At 49.3% G+C, this 19,493-nt stretch carries 20 protein-coding genes; 15 read left to right on the plus strand and 5 right to left on the minus strand.

What is annotated here, in order from left to right; all coding sequences use genetic code 11:
- The first annotated feature begins 6 nt into the window (after positions 1-6).
- The 9 genes from QMD03_02475 to QMD03_02515 all read left to right on the plus strand — a co-directional run bounded on the left by QMD03_02475 (position 7) and on the right by QMD03_02515 (position 7,997).
- Positions 7-432 carry a hypothetical protein gene (locus QMD03_02475; protein MDI6776098.1) on the plus strand — a complete coding sequence of 142 codons (426 nt, stop codon included), beginning with the start codon at positions 7-9 and terminating at the stop codon, positions 430-432.
- A complete protein-coding gene (locus QMD03_02480) occupies positions 422-1,342 on the plus strand; it encodes a hypothetical protein (protein ID MDI6776099.1) in 921 nt (306 codons plus the stop codon). Before QMD03_02475 ends, QMD03_02480 begins: the two co-directional genes overlap by 11 nt.
- A complete protein-coding gene (locus QMD03_02485; protein ID MDI6776100.1) occupies positions 1,339-2,001 on the plus strand; it encodes a hypothetical protein in 663 nt (220 codons plus the stop codon). Before QMD03_02480 ends, QMD03_02485 begins: the two co-directional genes overlap by 4 nt.
- Positions 2,002-2,140: 139 nt before the next feature.
- Positions 2,141-2,416: a MoaD family protein gene (locus QMD03_02490; GenBank protein MDI6776101.1), complete on the plus strand. Its 276-nt coding sequence runs from the start codon at positions 2,141-2,143 to the stop codon at positions 2,414-2,416.
- Between the two features lie 10 nt (positions 2,417-2,426).
- Positions 2,427-2,948 (plus strand): hypothetical protein, encoded by a 522-nt coding sequence (locus tag QMD03_02495; GenBank protein ID MDI6776102.1) that lies wholly within the window; start codon positions 2,427-2,429, stop codon positions 2,946-2,948.
- Between the two features lie 40 nt (positions 2,949-2,988).
- Positions 2,989-3,867, plus strand: coding sequence for an AAA family ATPase (locus QMD03_02500; protein ID MDI6776103.1), 879 nt, complete (start codon positions 2,989-2,991; stop codon positions 3,865-3,867).
- Between the two features lie 5 nt (positions 3,868-3,872).
- Positions 3,873-5,630, plus strand: a complete 1,758-nt coding sequence (locus QMD03_02505; protein ID MDI6776104.1) for a vWA domain-containing protein — start codon at positions 3,873-3,875, stop codon at positions 5,628-5,630.
- A 416-nt stretch (positions 5,631-6,046) separates the two neighbouring features.
- Positions 6,047-7,165, plus strand: coding sequence for a radical SAM protein (locus QMD03_02510; GenBank protein ID MDI6776105.1), 1,119 nt, complete (start codon positions 6,047-6,049; stop codon positions 7,163-7,165).
- Positions 7,166-7,268: 103 nt separating this feature from the next.
- Entirely contained in the window at positions 7,269-7,997 is a 729-nt protein-coding gene (locus QMD03_02515) for a HesA/MoeB/ThiF family protein (protein MDI6776106.1), read from the plus strand.
- Positions 7,998-8,010: 13 nt separating this feature from the next.
- On the opposite strand, the gene mnmG is transcribed toward QMD03_02515, so the two are convergent.
- Entirely contained in the window at positions 8,011-9,894 is a 1,884-nt protein-coding gene (gene mnmG, locus QMD03_02520) for a tRNA uridine-5-carboxymethylaminomethyl(34) synthesis enzyme MnmG (GenBank protein ID MDI6776107.1), read from the minus strand.
- 194 nt (positions 9,895-10,088) lie between these two features.
- Between mnmG and QMD03_02525 the strand changes: the two genes are divergently transcribed.
- Positions 10,089-11,678, plus strand: a complete 1,590-nt coding sequence (locus QMD03_02525) for an AAA family ATPase (GenBank protein ID MDI6776108.1) — start codon at positions 10,089-10,091, stop codon at positions 11,676-11,678.
- Between the two features lie 19 nt (positions 11,679-11,697).
- On the opposite strand, the gene QMD03_02530 is transcribed toward QMD03_02525, so the two are convergent.
- The 4 genes from QMD03_02530 to trxA form a co-directional block, all read right to left on the minus strand.
- Positions 11,698-12,453: a hypothetical protein gene (locus QMD03_02530; protein MDI6776109.1), complete on the minus strand. Its 756-nt coding sequence runs from the start codon at positions 12,451-12,453 to the stop codon at positions 11,698-11,700.
- Entirely contained in the window at positions 12,360-13,223 is an 864-nt protein-coding gene (locus QMD03_02535; protein ID MDI6776110.1) for an AAA family ATPase, read from the minus strand. The genes QMD03_02530 and QMD03_02535 overlap by 94 nt, the downstream gene beginning before the upstream one ends.
- An 11-nt stretch (positions 13,224-13,234) precedes the next feature.
- Positions 13,235-13,954 carry an outer membrane protein assembly factor BamD gene (locus QMD03_02540; GenBank protein MDI6776111.1) on the minus strand — a complete coding sequence of 240 codons (720 nt, stop codon included), beginning with the start codon at positions 13,952-13,954 and terminating at the stop codon, positions 13,235-13,237.
- A 100-nt stretch (positions 13,955-14,054) separates the two neighbouring features.
- Positions 14,055-14,387: a thioredoxin gene (gene trxA, locus QMD03_02545; protein MDI6776112.1), complete on the minus strand. Its 333-nt coding sequence runs from the start codon at positions 14,385-14,387 to the stop codon at positions 14,055-14,057.
- 226 nt (positions 14,388-14,613) lie between these two features.
- On the opposite strand from trxA, the gene QMD03_02550 reads away from it, so the two are divergent.
- The 5 genes from QMD03_02550 to cobA all read left to right on the plus strand — a co-directional run bounded on the left by QMD03_02550 (position 14,614) and on the right by cobA (position 18,958).
- Entirely contained in the window at positions 14,614-15,327 is a 714-nt protein-coding gene (locus QMD03_02550) for an MTAP family purine nucleoside phosphorylase (protein MDI6776113.1), read from the plus strand.
- Entirely contained in the window at positions 15,324-15,854 is a 531-nt protein-coding gene (locus tag QMD03_02555) for a cob(I)yrinic acid a,c-diamide adenosyltransferase (GenBank protein ID MDI6776114.1), read from the plus strand. Before QMD03_02550 ends, QMD03_02555 begins: the two co-directional genes overlap by 4 nt.
- A gap of 22 nt (positions 15,855-15,876) precedes the next feature.
- The gene (locus QMD03_02560; GenBank protein ID MDI6776115.1) at positions 15,877-16,398 is read left to right on the plus strand and encodes a GIY-YIG nuclease family protein; all 522 of its coding nucleotides are present in this window, start codon (positions 15,877-15,879) and stop codon (positions 16,396-16,398) included.
- An 80-nt stretch (positions 16,399-16,478) separates the two neighbouring features.
- Positions 16,479-17,423 carry a hydroxymethylbilane synthase gene (gene hemC, locus QMD03_02565; GenBank protein ID MDI6776116.1) on the plus strand — a complete coding sequence of 315 codons (945 nt, stop codon included), beginning with the start codon at positions 16,479-16,481 and terminating at the stop codon, positions 17,421-17,423.
- Between the two features lie 8 nt (positions 17,424-17,431).
- On the plus strand, positions 17,432-18,958 hold the full coding sequence (gene cobA, locus QMD03_02570; protein ID MDI6776117.1) for a uroporphyrinogen-III C-methyltransferase: 1,527 nt from the start codon (positions 17,432-17,434) through the stop codon (positions 18,956-18,958).
- Positions 18,959-19,493: the final 535 nt, after the last annotated feature.

Below are 19,493 nucleotides of genomic sequence, written 5' to 3' on the forward strand. Positions count from 1 at the left end.
AGAGAGTTGGAAGAATTTATCACAGAAAACAAAGGGCGGCTGGGTTTGGTTTCCCTTGATGCGCCTCTCATCTCGAACCTTGATGTATGGATCAATATTGCCCTGATCAGGGAGTATCACCAGAATCTACCGAGAACGGAAGCGGAGGATATGGTCTTTGAATATCTGCGAAGATATGGCATGGAAAACACGGCATATAAAAGAAACTCTGCTTTAACTAACAGAGAGCGGTTTTGTGCGATGCTTTTGAGGGCCGCGATGGTCGCGGATGCCGTCATCGTGATTGACAGACCTTTTACGATAATACCGGATCTTAAAGATGCCTCCTTTATTGACGAGGCCATAAAAACGAGCGACGATCTGTTTACACAGTGCCATATTTTCGACTATACATGGAACAAAGACCGTTACAGGATGAGTGATGCCTGCTAAAAAAATTGAATTCAAAGTTGGGTTGTTTATCATTGTGACGACACTATTGATCATTGGCTCCTTAGGGTATGTAGCCTATAAAAAGGGAATCTTTGAGGAAGTACATACCTTTACCCTCTCGTCGAAATCGGGCGAAGAACTGACAGAGGGGATGCCCGTCGTTTTTGCGGGTTTCAAGATAGGTGTTGTCCATAGCTTAGAGCTCAGTGAGAACGGAAGTGTTATTATCAAGATCAGGGTACCGGAACGTCACGTCAAGTGGATAAGGTCAGACAGCAGGTTCATCGTCAATAAACCTTTCATCGGTTCCTCCCGTATTGTCGTCTTGACGGATGACTTGGGCAGTCCTGTGTTGTCAAAGGAAAAAGTGCCAGAGGTGACCACAGCCAGTGACATCAACGAGGCGATAAAGAAACTCCAGCCAATCTTTGAAGAAGTGAATAAGATAACGGCAAATGTCGAAAAAGTGACGGCGAATCTGGCTGATCCCCAGGGCGACGTGCGGAAAATTCTGAGAAACTCCGAGCAAATCACCGCTCAAGTTGATTCCATCCTTAAAGACGATGTGCGAGAAATTTTGAAAAACTCCGAGCAAGTCACCGTCCGGGTTGATTCCATCCTTCAAAAGGTGGATACGATGGCGGCAAAGACTGATGAAACGATGTACGGGAAAGAGGGACTTCTGTCCCTGGTGCGCAAAATCCTTGAAGACTTGCTTGTTAAGCTTGGGAGAATAGATGCCGCCCTTGATAATGTCGTCAAGATCAGCGCTGATACGGCTGACGCCACAACGGATCTTAGACTATTGAGAAGCGAGATCGAGGCGACCGTGAATTCTATTAACGACATGGTAAAGGAATTGAACAGAAAGATACCCTTTAAAGAGAAACCTGAGATAAAACTTCCATGAAGATATTTTTATGTTTATTCGCTTTTTCTATCTTGCTTGTCGGGTGCGGAGCAAAGCCTGTCCCTAACTGGAAAAATGTGAGCTTCCATCAACTGGAAAGTTATAAAAAGAGCTATTTAATCGGCAAGGTGAGGATCGCCGAACTCCACTTCTCTAAAGCCATAGAAGAGATAAAGAAAAGCGGCGATCTGAACATCCTGGCCATGGCTTACCTGACAAAATACGCCGTAAACGTCGCTGTCCTTGAGGATTTCGATGATCGTGATTATTTACAGATAGACTCTGTGCAACATGATCCTAAGAACAAGAACTTTTACAACTTTTTAAAAGGTGTCTTTGATCAGGTTGATGAAAGGTTGCTTCCCGGGGAGTACAGGAATTTCCTCAAGACTCTCAGGCATGGGAGGGAGGGTGCAATGGAACAGGAAATTGCCAACATAGAGGATCCCCTCTCGAAACTCATTGCCACCGGTTTGCTTGTGCGACATCACAGGTGCCCTGAGATGATTTTGCAGGTCGCTGCCGATACGGCTTCAGCGAACGGGTGGAAGAAGGCCCTCGTGGCCTATCTCGAAAAGCTTCAGTCCATCTACGAAGCAAAAAAAGAGATGGAAAAAGCAGCCAATGTTCAAAAGAGGCTCCAGCTTATAAAGAATTAAACGCCGTATGATTTATTGCTTGAAAATTCAGAAAAAGCAGGAGTAATTTTAATAGTTTTATTTCGTCTGATAGACGGGTGCAACTATTCTGGGGACAGGCGCTATGGCTAATAACATTTTGGAATTATGGTGAAGGAAAATGAGCATTACGGTAATAATTCCGGGTTCATTGAAAGACTGGTTCGGTAGCAGTGATCAGGCTACCTGTGAGGGGAAAACCATGGGGGAGTGCATTGATGATCTTGACAGTAAATTCCCCGGCTTTAGACGCAGAGTGGTTGATGAAAAAGGGGGGATCAGTAGTTCTGTCATGATCTTCCTTGATGGACAGAACCTCCGATCACTGGACGGGCTGGCCACTCCTGTGAAGGATGGCGATGAGGTAAGCATTATTCCTTTTGCGGCAGGGGGGTGATAAAAAAAAGATGATTGTAGACAAACCGGAGTCCCATTTTATCTTTGTCTTCCACCCAAAAATCTTCGAGGGCAAGAAGTACACGGTATATGAGGGCAAAGAGCTCACCAACGGTGAGGTTCTTCAATACTGGGGGAAGTGGATTGTCCTGGGAGAAAGGCCATGGCTTGATGAATTGGCCCGAAAGCTTGACCGGTACGTAGAAGAGGAGGTAATCCCCTGTATCAAATATGATCGCAACCCTTCTGTGAACCTTGGTCTGGCAGAAGCTGTCATGATGGTGTACTGCGACAGGCGCAAAAGTGAGGAGATCTGGCAGATACTCCGGCAGCATGGGGTAAGGATCAAGGCCTGGGTCTCGGAACGGGAGACGATGGAGATGTGGAAACCCGGCGGAGTACTGTTGGAACGGTGGATTGCCTCAATGAATCTCGATGAAGAGGAGGCCAGGGCTACCCGGGAGGATGCAGGAACAAGCCTGGGTTATATTTTTGATCACCCCGACGAGATCTTTTCCCCTTGGGCACAGTGAAGATAAACGGTGTGGTATTTGAAATCTTAAGGGAGGGAACATGGTTGACTTTGCAAAACAGTTGAAGGTTCCATCACTGGACCCCTACTTTTTTGTCCTCGAGGAGGACAGGATTAACATGGACAGGCTGGAGAAGCTCTCGGAGAGGCATCCGATTAACATCCTCATAACTGGTAATCAGGGGTGCGGTAAATCCTCTCTAATAAGACAGTTTGCCAGTTATTATCAGAGACCTATGGCCATCTTTCAGGTAGGGCTCCTTTTAGAGGCCGGGCAGCTTTTTGGGCAGCAGAGGTTGAAAGATGGTGAAACCTTTTATCAGAGTTTCTTATTTCCCAGGGTCATTCGTGTCCCAGGGTGTGTCATCCATCTGGAAGAGATCAACAGGTCTGAGAACCCCCATGCCTTGAATGAGCTCTTTTCGGTACTGTCAGAGGAGCGAAGCATCTGGATTGATGAGCTTGGCCTTGTTGAGGTAGCTCCCCGGGTGATCTTTTTTGCCACCATGAATGAAGGTGTAGAATTTTCAGGTACGGATGAACTGGATGCCGCCCTGAAGGACCGGTTTTACCGCATCCGTCTTGAATACCCTCCTGTAAGTATAGAAAAGGAGATCCTTGTCCTTAAAACTGGCGTTTCCCCGTCTGTGGCGGGTGACATTCTCAACATAGTGAATAAATTGAGAAGCAACAAACAGTCACCTATTGATATCTCTATAAGGCACAGCCTGATGATTGCGGAACTTGCCGCCACGGGGGCGCCTTTACGGGAGGCCATTATCTATAGCCTTCAGATATCAATGGATATCCTCGAATCGTTGCTCCTTTCCATCCATGTGGAAACGGGTGATACGGAGGTAGAACCCCGTCGTTACGAACGATATGTTCCACCAGGCTATATTCCGTCGCAGGGAGGTTGATACCGGTGAATATCAAAATTGCCGAGAGTAATAATGCACCAGCCAAGAATTACATAGCTCCAGAAGGCCCTCAAAAGGCGTACTCCAGATACTGGCGGAAGAATTATTCCCGTCATGAGGCTACTGAGCTGGCTACAGTTCTGACTGCCATGCGCAAGGTAGCCGGTCACATCGGCATTAATGTCAAACCTGTTTTCTGGCGGGGCATGTCCGCTTCTCCAGATAATTCTATTGTCTTGGAGCCGGCTGAAGTCAGGGGAATGTATCCCGTTCCTTTCCGAAAAATTGACCTTCTGGTGGGGCAGGTTGTCCGCGAGGCCTTTGGGTGTATTGAATGGGGTGACTGGGTAAAAGACCAGGTCAAACAACGGCGCTCCCCATTACCGGAAGGGCTAAAAGATTATCTGAGTAGTTTTATCTCTGTCGTGGAAGACCTGTACATCGCTGAACTGGTCCGCCCCACCGTCTGGCACCTTTACCTCTCAAAATATTGGGGATTTCTTATCCGCAAAAGGGAAAGGGATCCTTCACTCCCGCCAACCGCAGCAAGTCTGGCGAGTATCTGGCGGGGAATGGTGTTCTTTCAAACCTTGCCCGATAATCTTCACCATTACTATGACGATCTGATAGAAATCTTGCTGGAATATTCTCAGACCATTAGAGAGCTAAAGGGTCTTTCCACACTGGCCGAGAGGAGAAATAGAAGAGTCGAGATATACCTTGAGATGTGGGACCGCATTTGCTCGATCATTGAAGAGTGGGAAAAGTTTGTCCCCTCTCCCGATGGGGTGAATATTCAGGATGAGGCCGCCCCCAAGGTCAAAACGCCCGAGGCCTTGAGAGAAGAAAAGGAAGAGAATCCTGACCGGGATGATAATAAAGAAGAGGAGCCAGCGGGGCTTGATGAGGAACTTGCCGCTCAGATCAGTTTCAAGCTGGATGAGGGAGAGTCTGATTTAACCCAGCATATATCGGTGGCTGTTGAGGATCCTCAGGCAAAGGCAATGAATACAAGCTTCACCCGGGCAGTTGCCAAATGCAATGTAAGTGCAGATCAATCACAGGTGGAACGTTTAAAGAGAATATTCCAGAGACAGAAGGCCCTGATCAGAAGAGCGAGAATAAAAGGTATTATAAGGGGCGTGGATATGGGAAAGATAGATGCCCGGAGACTATATCGAGTACCTCTGGATGGTAAGATATTTAAAAGGAAAGACATTTCAGGTTCTGACTACTCATGGAACATCAGTATTGTAGCAGATGCCTCAGCCTCCATGGCAGGAAGGGGAATAACCGATAGAGCGTGGACGGTGGCGGAGCAGACCTTTGTCTCCCTTACGGAAGCGGCAAAGGGTTTCTTTAATCGTCTGGAGGTTTTCGGTTATCAGGAACAGACCCGCCAGTGCAATCTCGTACGGCTATACCAGGGAGGTGAATTATACACCATAATTCCTACAGGCCAGACCCCGACGGGTCAGGCAATCATAGCCGCCGCCATGCTCATGAAAAGGAACGATAAAAGAAAGTTGATCATTCATATTACCGATGGGGCTGCAAATTGCGGGCTGAACGTGGTTGATGCCCTGGAGTACTGCCAGAAAAACAGGATCGAACTCATAACTATCGGGTGCGGGTGTAATCTCCAGACAAGACAGTTTCTACTGGAACGGTATCCCCGGGGGACGGTTTATCTGATGGATGACATTCGGAACTTACCGGAAGGTCTGGAAAATCTTTTTCGGGACAGGCTCTTAAAGAAGTAACATTAGCAATCAATAGGCGTTCAGCTATCAGCTATCAGCAAAAGCAGAAAGATACAAGGGGAAGTCCACAACTCCGGGGGCAAGTTTTCCTGCGTAAGTTAAGGCGCAGGCTAAAGCCTGCGGCTACAATTTATTGATTGCTGATCGCTGATGGCTGAATGCTTGCATTAAGGTGGTGGTGAGGCCATGGTGATTGGGGAGAGCACCGTTGTTAGTATGCATCTTACCCTGAAGGACCAGAGCGGAAGGGTGTTGGAGAGTACCATGGGCAGGAATGGAACTTCACTATGAGGTACAGATTCTGGATGTAAGGCCGGATAACCAGTAGTTTGTGCTCTACGGAAGACCGCGAATTTTCACCAGAGGCGATAGGTGATAGCCCCTTGCCTCAAATTTTTACTGACCGAGCAAGCCAGATGGAAGATGAAAGAGGCAATTTTGTAGATATCACGCGGGAGAAGTTTTACCGGGCAGTGGCGGAGTGTAAGCCCCTCTTTGCCTGGTTTAGTCTCACCGATGCCTGTAACCTGAACTGCAAGTATTGTTTTACCGATGCCAAGTACTATCCTCCGGGTTCCCCAGACCCCCCTCATCATGAATTGAGTACAGAAGAGGTATTTAGTATTATTGATAATATTGCCGAAGCGGGCACTGAGATAGTGATGTTTGCCGGGGGGGAACCAACCTTGAGGGAAGATCTGGTTGAGATAGTGAGATATGCATCCAGCCGGATACGTGTGGCGATGAACAGTAACGGTTATCTTTTAGATGAGCGTCTCTGCCGGGATTTGGCAAGGGCTGGTCTTTCCCAGGTAAAGATTAGCGTGGATGGTATGGAAAAGAATCATGACTGGAATAGAGGGGAAGGGTCTTTCCAGAGGACGATGGATGCTCTCAGGAACCTGGTGAAGGTCGGTGTTCCCAAGGTAATATTGATCATGACACTTACGAACCTGAATTATGATGAGCTGGGGAAAATGGTAGAGCTCTCCATGAATATGGGGATGGATTTTACCATGGTTGAGTTTCTGCCGTTGGGGAGGGCCTCTGAGGGAAAAGAATGGACCTTATCAAAGGAGCAGTTGGAAAGGGCACAGCGGTACTTAGTGGAAGCGCAAGACCGGTATGGATGGCAGAAAGTGTCCTTTGAAAACCGCTATATTGTTGCCGAAGACGAATACTGTAAGAGGATCTGCGCTGATCCGAACGAACCTTGCAATTTTTACGATTTCTGCGTGGGGTGTGTCAGCGGCATATATAGTTACTCTATAACCGCTTCCGGGAAAGTGACGACGGGAGATATAATGACCCTGGAAGTGGGTGATTTAAAAAAGGAAAAATTAAAGGATATCTGGGAAAATGCGGAATTGCTTAAAGTTATAAGGAACAGGGAAAATCTGAAGGGCAAGTGTGGAAAATGCCAGTACAGATATATCTGCGGGGGGTGCAGGAGGAGGGCCTATACCTATACAAGCGATCTCATGGCTGCTGACCCAGGCTGCTGGAGAGGCGCAGGTGACAAATCCGAGACCTAACAGAAAATGAGACTGAAGACTGAAGACTGTTAGGAGGCTATCAGGCTCCTTCAGCCTTCAGCCTTTAGCCTAAATACCTAATAATATGCCTGAAGAGCCGGAAATGATAACCGAGGAAGAACTGAGGCGGTACAACCGACAGCTTTCCCTCATCGGGAGGGAGGGTCAGGAAAAACTCAAGAGGGCTAAAATTCTGATCGCCGGGGCGGGGGGGTTGGGCTCACCGATAGCCACATACCTTGCCTTTGCAGGCGTCGGGTGTATTGTAATCGCCGATAATGATACCGTTTCCGTGAGCAACCTCAACAGGCAAACCCTACACTGGCCCTCCGACGTGGGCAGAAAAAAAACAGCCTCAGCAGAAGAAAAGATACGGGCCATGAACCCTGATGTGGAGGTAGAGGTGATCTCCTGCACGATTGGGGAAACAAATGTAGACGAGATTGTGGGGGATGCCGACTTGATCGTTGATGCGCTGGACAATTTTCCCGCCAGATATCTCCTGAACAGTGTTGCCGTTACACGTCATATCCCCTTTTTTCACGGCGCCGTCAGGGGATTCCACGGCCAGGTCATGACAGTTATACCTCACCAGACGGCCTGCCTTAGATGCGTCTTTCCCCAGAGTCCTCCCGCGGAAACCTTCCCGATCATCGGGGTGACCCCTGGTGTGATCGGTTCCATCCAGGCGACCGAGGTCATTAAGTACCTTACGGGTAAAGGAGAACTGCTGACAAACAGATTGTTGCTCTGGGACGGCCTGTCAGGGGAGATGAATTTCCTCCAAGTGAAGAGAAATCCGTCCTGTCAGGATTGTAGTCGGGGAAAGTAAAAGTGGATTATCTCTATTCCTTGCGGAGGGCCGCTTCTATTTCCATCTTCTTTATCGTAATCAGGAGGGCCGTAAGGGCGGCCTGCGTCATCCCCGGTATCCGCTCGGCCTGTCCGATGGTAGCAGGTTCTAATCTGGTTAATTTCATCTTCAATTCGGTGGAAAGTCCCGGGATGGAGGAGTAGTCCACGTAGGAAGGGATTTTTTTGTCCTCCAGTTCGGCCATCTTCTTGACCGCCTCGACCTGCCGTTTTATGTACCCTTCGTATTTAGCCTCGATCTCGATCTGCTTTTTGACCATCCGATCCAATACCGGTTCCCATCCAGCGAAAACTTTCAGATCATCGTAGGTGATTTCATTCCGTTTGAGGAGCTGGTACAGAGTTGCCGGATTTTTAATTGGTTTAGATCCCATTTTGACAAGGGTCGTGTTGACATCTGGGTTGGGGTAGACTTTTACGGCAGAGAGCTTTTTAATGCCCTCCTCCACCTGCCGGACCTTTTCCTGGAGATGTTCGTAATGCTCCCGACAGATCAGACCCAGGTCATATCCTTTACCCATCAGACGGATGGCGGCGTTATCCTCCCTCAGGATCAGCCTGTATTCAGCCCTCGAGGTAAACATCCGGTACGGTTCATCAACACCCCTGATCACAAGGTCATCAATCATGACCCCCATGTAGGCATCAGACCGGTGGAGAATAAAGGGAGGTTTTTTCTGTACCGCCAGTGCGGCGTTGATGCCGGTCCACAGCCCCTGTGCGGCAGCCTCCTCGTAGCCGGAAGTACCGTTGATCTGTCCGGCGAGGTATAGACCGGCAACGAGTTTGGTTTCGAGGGTCCTTCTGAGTTGTGTCGGTTGTACGAAATCATATTCGATAGCATAGGCTGATCGCATGATCTCAGCCTGTTCGAGGCCGGGAACGCTGTGGACAATATCTTCCTGAAGTGCAGGCGGCATGCTGTTGCCCAGACCTTTGGCGTAAATCTCCTCGGTGTCGAGACCTTCAAACTCGAGAACCACCGGATGTTTTTCTTTATCGGCAAAGCGCATCACCTTATCTTCGAGGGAAGGACAGTAACGGGCGCCGATCCCTCTGATAATGCCCGAGTAAAGTGGAGATTGCCCGATATTGTCTCTGATGAGCCGGTGTGTTTCCTGTGTTGTAGAACTGAAATACGAGGGAAGCCTCTCTTCACGCAGTTTTTCTGTGGTAAAAGAAAAGGGCTGCGGATCGGGATCGCTGTCCTGGCGTTCCAGCCTTGAAAAATCAATGGATGAGGCCCTTAACCTTGGGGGGGTTCCCGTCTTCATTCTGCCCATTTCAAAACCAAGTTCCTTAAGGCAGGCCGCCAGTTGAATGGAGGCGATTTCACCGGCCCGGCCCGCCGGGTAATGGGCAGTACCGACGTGGATCAATCCATTCAGAAACGTTCCTGTGGTAATGATCACGGTTTTCCCGCCGTAAAAGAAACCGGTATTATCCTCCACACCAATCACCCTGCCTCTGGCGATTATCAGGCGATCCACAAGGGCCTGGCGGAGATGCAGGTTCTTCTCCTTTTCCAGGATGGCCTTCATAGCAAGCCGGTAAAGCTGCTTGTCACACTGGAACCGTGTGGATTGGACGGCCGGTCCCTTCGAGGCATTCAGCAGACGAAAGTGGACGGCTGTCCTGTCGGCGACCTTTCCCATCTCGCCGCCCAAGGCATCAATTTCCTTGACGAGTTGACCTTTGGCCAGGCCGCCGATCGCCGGATTGCACGACATCAGAGCGATGGAATCGAGATTGATGTTAAAGAGAAGAGTTGTACAGCCCATCCTTGCCGCAGCCAGGGCCGCCTCACAGCCAGCGTGACCTCCTCCCACCACGATAACGTCGTAGTTCTTATGCAAACCCATAGAATTCCTCTGTCCAGAGGGGCGATAGGCTATCGTCTCTTGCCTCTTGCCTAAAGAGAGAGTTATAAAGGCAAAAACAGAATAACACTTTTCCCCTCGAGAGTTCAACCCCGAAAGAACGGCACAACTTGTGTAATTAACAATTTTTATGTTATAAACTGCGCACGGGAAGCGATTGGAGTAAGATAATGACCCATCCGAAATTGGTCGAGACGATGAGCAAACCAGAATTCTATCCCCACATGCCGGAGAGGGTTGAACTAATCCAGACCCATGCCTCATACATATTTATCGCGGGGGATTGTGTTTACAAGGTCAAGAAGGCCGTTGATTTCGGTTTTCTTGATTTTACCGACCTCGATAAAAGGAAGTACTTCTGTCATGAAGAACTGAGGCTCAACCAGAGGCTGGCCCCGGAGACGTATCTTGAGGTTGTCGGGATCGGTGAGGATGTGGGTGGCAACATCGTCCTGGGAAGGGGAGAACATATCGTTGAATATGCCGTCAAGATGAGGAAACTCCCCCAGGAGAGGATGTTGAAAAAACTGCTCGCCGCGGGGGAGGTTGATGTTTCCATCATGGAAGCCATCGCCAGAAAGCTGGTGGACTTCCACAGGAACGCAGCGACGGGGGACAGGATCAATCTGACAGGGGGGATAGAGACGATCCGCCGCAACCACGACGAAAATTTTGCCCAGACAAAACCCTATCTCGAGATAACCATCCCTGAATACCAGTACCGGTTTATCAAATCCTATGCCGATGACTTTATGGATAAAAAGGAGGCCCTCTTCAGGAAAAGGGTGGCGGACCATAAAATCAGGGATTGCCATGGAGACCTGCACCTTGAGCATATCTGCATCACCGACAGCATTGTCATATTTGACTGTATCGAGTTTAACGAACGGTTCAGGTTTGAGGATGTGGCTGCCGAGGTGGCCTTCTTAGTCATGGACTTAGACTACAACGGTTACACGGAGTATGCCGATGCCTTTGTAAGGGCCTATATCGGATATGCCGGTGATGGTGATATCCATACCCTTCTCAATTTTTACAGATGCTACTACGCCTATGTGCGGGGTAAGGTCACGAGCTTCATGATAGATGATAAGACCATGCGAGAGGAAGGACGTCGGGTAGCTGTGGAGGCTGCCTCTCGTTATTTTGATCTGGCTTACACTTATGCTGCCCGCTTGGAAAAGCCGACCCTGATCCTGATGGCAGGACTGATGGGAACGGGAAAGAGCGTCCTGGCCAGAAATATTGCCCCCCGCCTTGGCGCCGAGGTCATTCGCACCGACGTTCTGCGTAAGAAGATTTTCCACCTCGCGCCCACGGAACGCCATTACGAAGATTTTGGCAAAGGCATATATTCCGATGAGGTCTCCCGGAGGACTTATGAAAAGGCGCTTGCCATAGCATGTGAAAAGCTCCAGGAGGGCAGATCGGTCATTATTGATGCTTCCTACAAAAGACGAGAAGAACGAATGAAGGCAGCGAGGGCGGCGGAAAAAGCCCTTGCCGACTTCTTTGTTATTGAGTGCATCTGCCCGGAAGAGGTCATTAAAGAGCGTCTTCATGCGAGGACGTCTGATTCGGACGAGACCTCGGACGGACGGTGGGAGCTTTTCCAGACCCAGAAGGGTGATTTTGACGAGATTACAGAGATTCCAGAAAAGAATCATCTGATCATAGATACCTCCCCGAAACCTGAGGAATCCGCACAAAGGACTATCTGGCAGATAAAGAGGAAAGAGGCGAGGGGCAAGAGGCGATAGGCGAGAGCCCATAGCCCCTCTAGCGGAGGGGGGACAGTTTCATCGTTTGGAAATGGCGGGTTGCCCTTTCTTTCAGGTCAGGGCTGTCAAAGTTCTTAACGATTTCTTTATCACTACAGTTGCCGAAAAAGGGACTTACCGTATCTTTTTCCGGATCCACCACCCATACCTGGATGTCCGTTTCCTTGCTATGTTGCTCTCTGTAGAAACGGATAAAGAGTACCGGGGTATTTTCCGTAGGAACAACGATTACCTGGGTCCCGTCGGGACACTGATGGGCGAAGGCGATAGTGGGGAGGAGAAGCAAACGAAGACTGGTGTTGTCTTTTGTTGCTGTAAGTTCTTTTGAGTCTATCGGTTCGTCTCGATTGACGATAGTGAAACAAGTGTAGCCTGATTTTTTTAGAAAGGAGGAGATCACCGTTTCCAGTTGGGGTAATATCATGGGAGCCCGTGTCCTGATGAGTCTCCTGAAGGCTTGTTCCATCTCATTCATGAAGGATCTGTGAACGTGAGGGGCGTAAAAGGCCTCCCCCAGATAATCTCTCCGCACCAGGGATGGGGAAAAGATGGATACGGGGTTACTGACTATACTCTCGAATATTATCTCTGCTGGCTCACCCCTTAGTTGTTCTTCTAATTGGGTCTTGCTCTCGTTGTCCAGCTTCTCGATCTCCGATCCTATTGCCTGCCTGATTTCCCCTTCAGAGACGACCTTGTACTCCGAGAGGTAGGAGGTAAGGTTAGAGAATATTTGTGGCAACACATTTTCCATGAGCTTTCCCCTGTTGAGGAAACAGTTCTGGTCATCAGCTCTGCTATGGCAATGACGGCAGGGGAATCGTCAGGGAGGAAGAGAAACGGTTTCCCTTCCCGGTCGTATCTGGTTATATTTTCATCGAGCGGAATGGTGCCCATGATTGCCATCCCCGATTCCCTGCAGAAATCACGGTCTTGCTCGGTTACCTTGTTGACTATCAGGCAGGATCTTGCAAATCTGACTTCTAATTTCTTTGCCAGTGCCTCGATCGCCTTTGCCGTTTCCGTTCCCCTTTTTGTAGGATCGGTGACTATAAAGAGGAAATCCATGTTACGTATGGTGCGGCGACTTATGTGCTCCATGCCCGCTTCGCAATCAATGACAGTATAGTCAAACTTCCCGTACATTTTGTCGAGCATGTGACGCATCATATCATTGATGAGACAGTAACACCCCGGCCCTTCAGGTCGTCCCACCGAGAGGAACTGGAAATCAGGTGTCTTTTCCACTATGCCCCAGAGTTGATTTTCTATCATCAGGTCCAGCGAGACGCTGCCTGGCGTGGGTTGGAGGGAATCCCTGTAGACTTCCTCCCGGATGTCACCCACGGTTTTCCTCACCCTTATCCCTAAGGCACTACTGAGACTCATAGCCGGATCGGCATCTATGGCCAGAATCTTAAGGTGTCCATCTTGCTGGGACAGTAGAGAGATCATTATTGAGGAGATAACGGTCTTTCCCGTACCTCCCTTCCCCGTAACGGCTATGGTGAGATTTCTGTTCAATAGATATTTCCTTACCAGGGAGCCCCTGGACCCTGGGGGGAGGGTGTTGTCTCTGGCGATTTTTTTGGGGCTTCTTCCTCGGCGAGATGTTTTTTGGTCTCACGGATGAAGTAACTTACCTTGTAATCGAGACCGAGGTTTGCGTAGTCTCTTGTAATCGTTTCAAATCTTCCCAAGGCCGCTTTATATCTCTTCTTCTTGAAGTAGAAGTTTCCCACGTAAAACTCATGTTCACCGAGTCTTTTTTTGCAATCCCTGAGCTTTTTTTCTGCCAGGAAGGAGAATTTGCTGCCGGGAAAGCGGGAGATCAGTCTTTCAAATTCTTTCCGTGCCTTCCATGTCTCTGACTGATCTCTATCTATACTGGACATCTGTTTATAATGACACATACCGAGCTGATATATCGCATAGGGGAGGTTTTCATTCGTCGGATGGAGATTGATAAAATCATTATAGGTCATTTCAGCTTCCGCATATTCACCTTGACTGAAATGGGAATCGGCGATACCTATCTCAGCAAGGAGGGCAACCTGACTCAAGGGATATTCCTCTTTCACCCTCTGGAAGAGTTTGATGGCCTTATCGTAACGACCCTTCCCGTAGTGGTTATACCCCTGCTGGTAGAGAGCTTCGGGTGTAGCCTTGGTCATGTCGGCACGTTTCCACCAGGCACATCCGGACAGAGAGAGCAGCAGGGCAAGGATAAACAGAAAAACTTTCTTACGACACACAATTCACCTCTTCAAGCGGGGAACATACTCAGGAGCCAGAAATCAGGAGACAGAATGAAAATAACTTTCTTTTGGTTCTTGGCTCTTGAGTAATTACAGGTTATAAACCCTTGTTGACAAATTCTATCAGACGATCCTTCGCTACCAGGCCAACAAGCGTATCCAGCACCTTCCCATCTTTAAACAGAATAAGGGTCGGTATGCTCTTTATGCCATATGCCGCCGCTTTATTGGGATTGTCATCCACATTGAGTTTCGTAACCTTGACGCGCCCTCTGTATTCCTCTGCGAGGTCGGCGATAATCGGGCCTATCGTCTTGCAGGGGCCACACCAGGGAGCCCAGAAATCAACCAGGGCAGGCTTTTCCGATTTAAGGATTTCCTCATCAAAGTTATTCTCATTAACATGGATTAAGGGACTTTCCTTTTCCATTGCGCTTGCCTCCTTTTCACTGGATGTGACTGTATGCCACATTAAACCCTCTGATGTCAAATGCTATTATTTATCCTGACATTGCAAGATCAGTCAGTAACCGGTAAATTTCCCATAGAATGACCGAGTCTTTGACAAATCTCCATGCATCTGTTACGATCCCTAATAATTTGAACTTTAGGTCACTTTAGGCACTTCCAACTTTAGGCACTTGACTTAAGATTTTATGGAACCTCTCGGCATCATAGCCGGTTCGGCGTTCTTCCAGAGGAGGGAGATTTTTGGGCCCCTGGAGGAAAAGATGGTGGAAAATGAGTTCGGCCAGGCCATTGTCTTCCTTTCCGATACAGTTATCCTTGTACCGAGGCATGGTAAAGAACCCCCGCATTATATCCTCCCCCATCTGATCAATCATCAGGCCAACCTGAGGGCATTGAGAGACTTTGGAGTTAGAGAAGTCATCGGGATCAATTCCACCGGTTCTCTGAGACGAGGACTAAAACCCGGGACGATCGTTGTCCCCCATGACTTTATCATGCTTTTTGGAGGGCCGACCATCTTTTCCGTAGAACCTGTCCACATTACGCCGGTCCTGAGTGAAGATCTCCGTCAGAGACTCATTGACGCAGCTATTGAATGCGGTTTTGATGTCGTCAGGGAAGGTATCTACTGGCAGACCAGAGGGCCAAGGCTGGAAACAAAGGCTGAAATCGCGATGATGTCGCAATTTGCGGATCTTGTGGGAATGACAATGGCCAGTGAGGCGGTAGTTGCAAAAGAACTGGATGTATCTTATGCGGCTCTCTGTTCGGTGGATAATTATGGTCATGGCCTCGGGGAGAGGGAGTTAACCATGGAAGAGATATCGCAGCATGCCGCCAGAAATGCCGAGGCAATGACAAGAATTATCACGAGCTATATGGAAAGGAGAAAGGGATGAAATTTTCCCAGAAAGGGGACGGCGGCGAGACAAGTTTACTCGGCGGACAGCGGATTCCGAAATACGATCCGAGACCGGATACCTACGGGACACTGGATGAAGCCAGCTCCGCTCTCGGTGTGGCTAGAGCGATGGCAAAAAATGGTAAGGTGAAGGAGATTATCCTCAGTGTCCAGAAGGATTTGCTTACCATAGGGGCGGACCTCTCCGCCCTGCCTGCCGATGTTCATCTGTTGAAGAGGAGAATCGGTGAGGGTGATGTCGTCTGTTTAGAGGAAATTATTGATGATCTGCAAAAGGATGTAAAATTAAAGGGTGAATTTATCTATCCGGGGGAGACAGTGGTGTCTGCCCAGATTGATGTGGGGAGAACAATTATCAGGAGGGCGGAGAGGAAGGCCGGAAGGCTCAAAATGGAGGGCCTGATCGCCAATGACGAGATCCTCAGGTACCTCAATCGCCTGGCCGACATGCTCTTTGTCCTGGCAAGATTTGAGGAACAGACGAGTCTGGTGGATTCGAGGTGATCCCCGTAGGGACAGAGGAAGATTGGATATTTTCGATCCCACAGAGAAAGCGGTGTTCCTTGAGAGGCCAAACCGTTTTACCATGGTTTGCAGGCTAAACAGAGAGGTGGTGAGGGAGGCCAAAGACAGGGGGAGTTACCTCCTCATTCTCAGGCTTCCCGAAAGGGTCAGTAGAGAGGTGGGAAAACTCGGTGAAGTGGTATTTAAAGAGGGGTACTATATCTATGTTGGTTCGGCCAGGAAAAATCTATCCAGGCGTATCCAGAGACACAAAAGGGCGCAAAAGAAGCTCTTCTGGCATATTGATTATCTGAGGGCAATTGCCGAATTTCACGCCGCCCTCCCCGTGCGCACGGAAGACCGCCTTGAATGCGAAATTGCCCATGCTGTAAAAGGAATCGCCGACTGGGAGGTACCCCGCTTTGGTTCCTCAGATTGCTCCTGCAATTCTCACCTCTTCGGGATGTTAAAAGATCCCTTCCAATCTGTCGCATTCATCTCTCTCCTTACATATTTCGGGGCAGATAGACTGATGGGGGAATGAAGGGGAGGAAGACAGGATAATTTCTGGTTGATAATTTATAGCTGATAATTTATAGCTGATAGCTGATAGCTTGAGTAATTATGGCAATGGAGATTAAAGGGCGATTGAGAATAGGGACACGGGGTAGCGATCTGGCACTGAAACAGACGCACGGCGTGGCGGAGAGGCTAAAGGAGAAATTTCCCGGCTTGCTGGTAGAAATTACCGTGATTAAAACTAAGGGGGACATCATGCAGGATGTCTCCCTCGTTAAGATAGGCGGGAAGGGTGTTTTTGTCAGGGAGATTGAGGAAGCGCTTCTCCGGGATGAGATTGATATTGCTGTGCACAGCATGAAAGATGTTCCTGTTGAACTTCCCGATGGTTTAGAGATTGGAGCCATGACGGAGAGAGAGGACCCCCGGGATGTCCTGATCTCGAGAGACGGCAGAAAGCTGGATGAACTTCCCCACGGCGCCCGCATCGGAACCGGCTCATTGCGAAGGGGGTTTCAGATGAAAAATCTCTTGCCGGCAATTGAAATCGTTCCTCTCAGGGGTAACCTGAATACAAGGATAAGGAAAGTGGAAACGGATAACCTCGACGGCGTTGTCGTTGCCGCAGCAGGGATAAGGAGGATGGGATGGGTTCATCGGGTATCTCAGTTTATACCGGTAGAGATGATGTTGCCCGCCGCCGGGCAGGGGGCAATTGGTATAGAACTCCGCAGGGATGATAAAAGGGTGAGAGATACCGTCTCCTTTATTAACCATCCATCGTCGTGGCTGGAAGTGACCGCGGAGAGGTCCTTTTTAAATGGGCTGGGTGGAGGTTGCCGCCTACCCATTGCCGCCTACGGGAAGAGGCACGGCGATGATCTGGTATTGATGGGTCTTGTGGGGGATAAGGACGGCCGTGTGATGATCAGGGATACTGTCAGAGGGCGTATTGAAGAAGGCGAGGCGCTGGGTAAGAAGCTGGCCGATAACATCTCATCAAGGGGTGGACGGGAGATACTGGAATCAGTCATCAGTCATAAGTCGTAAGTCATAAGATGAAAAAAGGGAAAGTCTATCTCATCGGGGCCGGGCCGGGTGACCCCGGTCTTATCACTGTCAGGGGGGTAAGATGCCTCCAGGTCTCTGATGTGGTTATCTATGACCACCTCGTCGGCCGGGAGGTTCTCTGCCATGCAAAGGACACCGCTCGCCTGATCCATGCAGGCAAGGAAGGGGGAAAACATACCCTTTCCCAGAAGGAGATCAATCAGATGCTTATCGAGGAGGCAGGGCATGGTCAGGTCGTGGCAAGGCTCAAGGGGGGGGATCCCTTTATCTTCGGGCGTGGTGGTGAAGAGGCCCAGGTGCTCGCTCGGGTGGGCATCCCTTTTGAAGTGATTCCCGGTGTTACCTCTGCCGTCTCTGTCCCCGCCTATGCGGGCATCCCCCTGACCCATCGCGGCTACACATCTTCCGTAGCCTTTGTGACCGGCCAGCAGGATCCCACTGGAGAAGAAAGAGATATAGATTGGGAGGCCCTATCCCATATCGGGACCCTCGTTTTTCTGATGGGTGTAAAAAATCTGCCCCATATCGTAGCCAATCTGATCAAGCATGGCAAAGATGCCGCTACGCCGGCAGCCCTGATCCGTTGGGGAACAACGGCAGATCAGGAGACCCTTGCCTGTCCCCTTAAGGATATGGTAAAGAAAGCGGAAGAGAGGCATTTTTCACCTCCCGCCATTCTGGTTGTCGGCCAGGTGGTGGGTCTCCGTAAGGACTTGAACTGGTTTGAGAAGAAACCCCTTTTCGGTAAGGGGATCGTGATCACAAGGCCTGAGGCACAGGCCCACGAATTCGCCGCCCTCCTCCGGGAGCAGGGCGCGCGGGTGATCTACTTTCCTATCATCGAGATTGTTCCACCCGAGGACCTCCAGGCTCTGGATCGCGCCATAGAAGGGCTTGAGAAATATCAGTGGATCATCTTCACCAGCGCCAATGGTGTGGACTTCTTCTTTGCCCGCCTGAGGGAACGGGGGAGGGATATCCGGGATTTAAAGGGTATCAGGATATGTGCCATCGGACCGGCAACGGGGGCCAGGATTGAGAGACTCGGTATCCGGGTTGATCTCGTGCCGGAGACGTTTATTTCTGAGGGGATTGTGGAGGCCTTTGCCGGACTTAATGTCAGGGGTCAGAGATTTTTACTCCCCCGGGCCGAGAAGGCCAGAGATGTTATCCCACGGGGCCTGGCAAAACTCGGCGCCTCTGTCGAGGTCGTAATCACTTACAGGACGGTGAACTCAGGGAGAAAAAAGGATGAACTTGAGGAGTTGATCAAGCAGGGAAAGGTGGATGTCGTCACCTTTACCAGTCCCTCTACGGTGACAAATTTTTTGGAGATCATGGGAAGGGGAGGGGGAGGGGGCTTTGTCCTGCCTCCGAAAATCAAGATCGCCTGTATCGGTCCCGTCACTGCAAACGCGGTGCGAAAAGCGGGCCTTTCCGTGGATATCCTGCAGGAACAATATACGATACCCGGTCTCGTGGAGGCACTGGTAGACTACTTCTGCAAAGATTGACCTCCTACGTTTTGTATTTGAGTCGCTTGACCGCCCGACTATCGAGCGCTCTACCGTGGTTGTCTGGTCTACCAGTCCTTACACAGGGGTTGCCGAGGGAGAAATCTTCTTCTCCCAAGGTTTCCGGCTACGGATAAGGAATCTGCTCGCCCACAGGGCATAAAAAGAAACTTGCCCTTCTGGCGCCAGCTTACGCTCAACGAGAAATTTTTGGAAATCGGGTAAAATTTCTTTCACAAAGCAGCTCCCTGTCAAAGGATCAATGTTATACTGATTACTTAATAACTGATAATAAACATATTATCGGTACATTATAAAGAAAATTCTTTGACTTTTCGCATAAATCAGTCTAAATTTCTGGCATCCTTCAAAAAGAAATGATCGTCAGGCGGATAGTAAGGTATTACGTATATTAATTGTTATGCTATTCAAATATTAAAGATAATGAATGAAAGGAGCTGTTTAAATGGCAAAATTTCCTGTTGAAACTCTGAAGGGTAAAAACGTTCCTACGAACCAAGATTATCTATCGAAG

It is taken from the genome of Syntrophales bacterium, assembly GCA_030018935.1.
Taxonomy (GTDB): domain Bacteria; phylum Desulfobacterota; class Syntrophia; order Syntrophales; family CG2-30-49-12; genus CG2-30-49-12.